The sequence below is a fragment of the Streptomyces sp. 6N223 genome (assembly GCF_052246635.1).
Taxonomy (GTDB): domain Bacteria; phylum Actinomycetota; class Actinomycetes; order Streptomycetales; family Streptomycetaceae; genus Streptomyces.
In genome coordinates this window covers 1-5,315 of the sequence record NZ_JBQQCA010000114.1, presented here as the reverse complement: position 1 = coordinate 5,315, position 5,315 = coordinate 1, and the positions used below count along the sequence as shown (strand labels likewise).

Sequence of the window (5,315 nt, the reverse complement as noted above, 5' to 3'; positions counted from 1 at the left end):
CGGCACCGGAGCCGGAGCCGGGGTGCTCCGGCGCGCCACGCGGCGGCGGAGTTCGGGCGCGGGCCGCTTCTCGGGGGGAGGCGCGGTGCTGCCCTGGCGGTAGAACGCCTCCACCGTCTCGCCGTGGTCCTCCAGCAGGTGGCCACTCAGCGCGCCCAGCGTCGGGAAGCTGAAGAACACATCCGGGGTGAGTTCCACGTGCAGTCGCTCGACCAGCACACCCGCGAACTCGACCAGACTGATCGAGTCGAACCCGAAGTCCTGAAGGCTGGTGGCATCGTCCAGCCTGTCCATGGGCAGCTTCAGCACCTGACTGACGACGTCCTTCAGCTCCCACTCCAGGCACTGGGCCACCGACCAGCCCGCCATCTCCGCCCGGCGACCCGGACCCGCCGCAGCAACCACGTCAACCTCTACTTCTGGGAGTTCTGGGGCCTCTACGGCGACGTCCAGGTCGCTGACGCGGAGTACGGGGGTGCCGTCCGCCGCGCGCACCTCGTGGACCAGCGGGTGCAGTCGCCGCTGAACGCCCTCGCCCTCCGGCTGCCCCTCGGGCGCCGGGAGCCAGTACCTCTCCTCGGCGAAGGGATAGATCGGCAGGCTGATCCGGCCCGGCGGCGTGGTCGCGGCGCCGTCCTCGCCCAGGTAGAGCTGGCGCCAGTCCACGTTCTCCCCGGCGACCCAGGCCGCGAGCAGCGGATCCCTCTCGGGCTCCGCCTCCGCCTCCGTCTCCGGCGGGCCGTCCAGCCAGGCGGCGAGCTTGCCGGCCACCTCCGCCAGATCACGCGCGACGAAGCCCAGCCGGTGGGGCATGGCCTCGCGGCCCACCTGGAGGGTGTACGCCATCGCGGGCAGGTCGTCGTCGGCGTACCGTCCGCCGCGCACGGCGGTGAGGAGGCGTTCGGCGGACTGCCGCAGCGCCACCTCGGTCTTCGCGGACAGCGGGATCACGACCGGGTCGGGCCGCTCGGCCCGCGCCGCGCGCTCCTCGGCCCGGTAGGCCCGGTACTCCTCGACGATCATGTGGGCGTTGGAGCCCCCGGCCCCGAACGACGACAGCCCGGCGATGCGCGGGTGTCCGGCGGGCCGCCGCCACTCCGCCGCCTCCCGCTGGACCACGAACGGCGTCTCGCCGAAGTCGATCAGCGGGTTCAGCACGTCCGAGTGGAGGCTGGGGACCAGCGTGCCGTGCCGCATCTGCAGCAGCACCTTCGTCAGCCCGGCGATGCCCGCCGCGCCCTCGGCGTGGCCGATGGTGGACTTCACCGAGCCGATGGCGCAGGACTGCCCGTCGCTCCCCGTGACGCCCAACGCCTCGAACGCCTGCGACAGGCCGCGGATCTCGATGGGGTCGCCCAGCTTCGTGCCCGTGCCGTGGGCCTCGACGTAGCTGATCGCCCGCGGATCGACGCCCGCCTCGCGCAGTGCCTTGCCGATGACCGCGCCCTGGGCGCCCGGGCTGGGGACGCTGTAGCCGTTGGTCTTGCCGCCGTGGTTGACGGCCGTGCCCTTGATGACTCCGTAGATGTGGTCGCGGTCGCGCACCGCCGCGTCGAGCGGCTTGAGCAGCACGGCGCCGACGCCCTCGCTCGGCACGTAGCCGTCGCCCTCGTCGCCGAAGGACTCGCAGCGGCCGTTGCTGGAGGCGAACTTGCCCTGCGACAGCAGCAGGTACTTGTTCGGGTGGAGGGAGAGGTTGACGCCTCCGGCGATCGCGACCTCGCAGTTGCCCAGGCGCAGGCTCTCGCAGGCGAGGCTGATCGCGGTCAGCGAGGAGGAGCACATGGTGTCCACGGACAGCGAGGGGCCGTGGAAGTTGAGGTGGTAGGAGATCCGGTTGGCGACCGAAGCGAAGTTCCCGGCGACGGCGACGGGCTGGCCCGCCAGCTGCCGCTCGACGCCGAAGAGCTGGTAGTCCGAGGTCATCAGCCCCACGAACACGCCCGCGTCGTCGAGGTCCCCCGGGGTGTAGCCGGCGTCCTGGAGCGTCGCGTACGCGCATTCGAGGAAGAGCCGCTCCTGCGGGTCCATCAGCTCGGCCTCGCGCGGCGAGATGTTGAAGAACATGGGGTCGAAGCGGTCGACGCCTTCGAGGAAGCCGCCCCAGCGGCAGTAGACGTTGTCCTTCTTGGACTTGTCGGCGTCGTAGTAGAAGGCCCGGTAGTCCCAGCGGTCCTCGGGGATCTCCGTGACGCTGTCGCGGCCCTGGAGCAGGTTCTCCCAGAAGGTGTCGAGGTCCGGGGCCTGCGGGTAGCGGCCGGCCAGGCCGATGATGGCGACGTCGGGGGAACGCTCCGGCCGGGCCGGCGTCGGCGTCACGGCCGCGAAGCGGGCGGCGCGCTCGCGGCGGCGGCTGACGACGCCCGCCGGGGCTTCGGTCGCGGCCTCGGGCCCGCGCTCGGGCTCGGGCTCGGTGAACAGACGCGCGACCTCGGCCGGGTAGGAGTCCTGGAGGTACCGGCTCAGCTCGGCCAGGGTCTGGTACTCGAAGAACAGCGTCTTCGGCAACGTGCCGAAGTCCTTCTCCAGCCGGTCGGTCAGGGCGATGACGCTGATCGAGTCGATCCCGTAGCGCTCGAGCGGCGCCTCGGAGTCGATGACGTCGAGGGGCAGCTTCATCACCGTGGCGGTGGCGTTCGTCAGGTACGCCGTGAGGTCCGGCTGCTCGGCGGGCGTGGCGGGCGCGGCGGGCGCCGTCGTGGGGGTGGGCTCGGCAACGCTGTTGAAGCGGTCGGTTGCCGCCGGGAGCTGACGGGCGTCGCGGACGGTCAGGCACAGGGTCTGCGCCGCGCCGCTGGCCAGGCTGCGGTAGAACGCCGCGATGCCCGCGTCGGCCGGGATCGGGACCAGGCCGGTGCGGGCCTCCAGTTGGGCGAGGGTCTGGTCGCCGTCGCCCATGGTCATGCCGCCGTCCCGCCACAGCGCCCAGTCGATGGCGAGCGTCCGGCCGCCCGGACGGGTGGGGTCGGCGTCGTTGCGCCGGGCGGCGAAGGCGTCCATGAAGGCGTTGCCGAGGGCGTAGTCGGCCTGCCCGGCGTTGCCGAGGCTGCCGGAGGTGGAGGCGAAGCAGACGAGGAAGTCCAGCTCCAGGCCCAGGTCGGCGGCGGCCCGGTCGAGGTTGACCAGGCCGGTGACCTTCGGGGCCAGGACCTGCCGCACGTCGTCGAGCGGCTTGCGGATGATGTAGTCGTCGCGGATGACGCCCGCGCAGTGCAGGATGCCCCGGAGGTCCGGGCCGATCCCGGCCAGGGTCTCGGTCACCGCCGCCGGGTCGGTGACGTCGAGCTGGCGGTACTCGGCACCAGGTATCGCAAGGTGCAGGTGCTCCTGCCGGGCCGAGCGGCCGGTGAGGACGATCCGGGCGCCGGGGGCTCGTTCGGCGATCTCGCGAGCGAAGAGGAGGCCGAGGCCGCCCGCTCCCCCGGTGATCAGGTAGGTGCCGTCGGCGCGCCAGGGCGTGTGCGGCGCGGCATCGGGTGGCGCGTCCGGGAGGGGCTGCCACGTCGGCAGCAGGCGGCGGCCGTCGGCGTAACGGACGTGCGGCGCGGGCGCGAGGGCGGCGGCCTCGGCGTTGATCCGCGCCATGGCGTCCGGCGTATCGAGCGGCATCGCGATGAGCTGGGTGGTGAGCTTCGGGTTCTCCAGACGGGCGCTCTTCAGGAGGCCGGCGAGCCCGGCGTAGTCGGCGGTGTCGGGGACGACCACCTGGAGCAGGACGTCGTGCTGTGGCTTGGCGAGGAGGATGTCCTTCACCTTGGTGAAGAGCTGCGTGGCGAGGCTGGTGTAGCGCTCGGCCGGGTCGTCGCCCGTGCTGTCGACTGCGACGGTATGCACCGCTGGGTCGCGGGGAAGGTGCGTTGCGTCGCAGTCGCAGACGATCAGGTGGCGTTCGCGCCACGTCCTCGACGGCCGCTGCCCGGCGTCGAGTTCGGACGGGGACCAGGCCATCTCCAGTACGCCGGTGACGGGCGGGACGGCGGCGTTGCTGCTACTGCCACTGCCACTGCCACTGCCGAGGCTGCTGGTGAAGCCCTTGAAGCGGAAGCGGATGCGGCCGGCGTCGTCGCACACGTCGATGTCGAAGCGGCTGGCGCGCGAGCCCGAGGAGGGGAGCTTGCGGACCACGGCCCAGGCCGGGGGGTCGCCGCCGTCGCCGGAGTCGAAGATCTCCACCGCGTCGAGGGCGAAGGGCAGTTGGCGCTCCACCGCGCCCGCCGCCACGCCGAAGCCGGCCGGGGCTTGGAAGGCGCCGTCGATGAGGCTGGGGTGGAGGACGTAGCCGTCCTCGGTCTCCGGGGGCGGGATGAGACGGGCCAGCAGCACGTCGGTGCCGACGTGCAGCTCGGCGAGGGTGCGGTGGGCGGGGCCGTACCGGAGGTGGGCGGCGGCAAAGGCGTCGTAGCAGTCCTCGCCGCTGAGGGTACGCGGGCAGTCGGCGCGGAGCGCAGACAGGTCGAGGACGGGGTTCTCCCCCTGAGACTCGACGAGAGCGGCGTCGCCCTGGCCGTGGATCACAGGGCTCTCGTCGTGGCCGTCGTCGCCGCCCGAGACGATCTCGAAGCCGATGGTGCCGTCCGGTTCCGGGATGAGCGTGATCCGGACCTGGAGGGGATCGTCCTGCATGGCCATGGGCTGGACCCAGCGGATGTTGTTCAGCCGCAGGGCGCCGCCGCCGGCCGCCTGGCGGGCCGCTTCGCGGGCGATCTCCAGGTACGCGGCGGCGGGGAGGGTCTTCCGGCCGTTGACGACGTGGTCGGCGAGGAAGGGCTCGTCGCCGGTGAAGACCGAGCGGTAGCGCTGCTCGCTGAGGTCGGAGACGTTCTCGTGAACGAGCGGGTGCAGGCGTTTGCCGGACGCTGCGATCGCCGCGGTCGCTGTGGCGGTGATCGGGGCCGGCCAGTAGGGCTTGTTGTCGAAGGGGTAGCCGGGAAGGCTGATGCGGGTCGGGGGCCGGTCGAACAGCTCCTGTAGGGATGGGGTGTAGCCCTGGCGGTAGAGGTCGGCCAGCGCGGTGAGCTGATCCTGGTAGCGGACGGGGTCCTGGCTGCTGGCCCGGGCCTGGGCGACCAGGTCCTGAACCAGGTCGGCCATGGCGGCGTTGGGGGTGAATTCGCGGGCTACGGTGCCTCGGTGGACCTTCAGCGGTGTTTCGCCCTGGGCGGCGTTGCGCAGGAGGCGGACGGCGTCCTGGTGGTCGTGGACGATGAGCGCGCAGCGGTGGTCGAAGTGGTGCCGCCCGGACATGAGGGTGTGGCTGACCGAGGACAGGGCGTCTGCCTGCGCGTCCAGGTGGTCGGCCAGCTCGGTCAGCGCCC

The 5,315-nt window shown here is 72.3% G+C and carries 1 protein-coding gene; it reads right to left on the bottom strand.

The window, feature by feature from the left end; genetic code table 11:
• Window positions 1-5,315, bottom strand: a 5,315-nt coding sequence (locus ACTWQH_RS32450; protein WP_443290403.1) for an SDR family NAD(P)-dependent oxidoreductase, incomplete at both ends; no start/stop codon positions are given.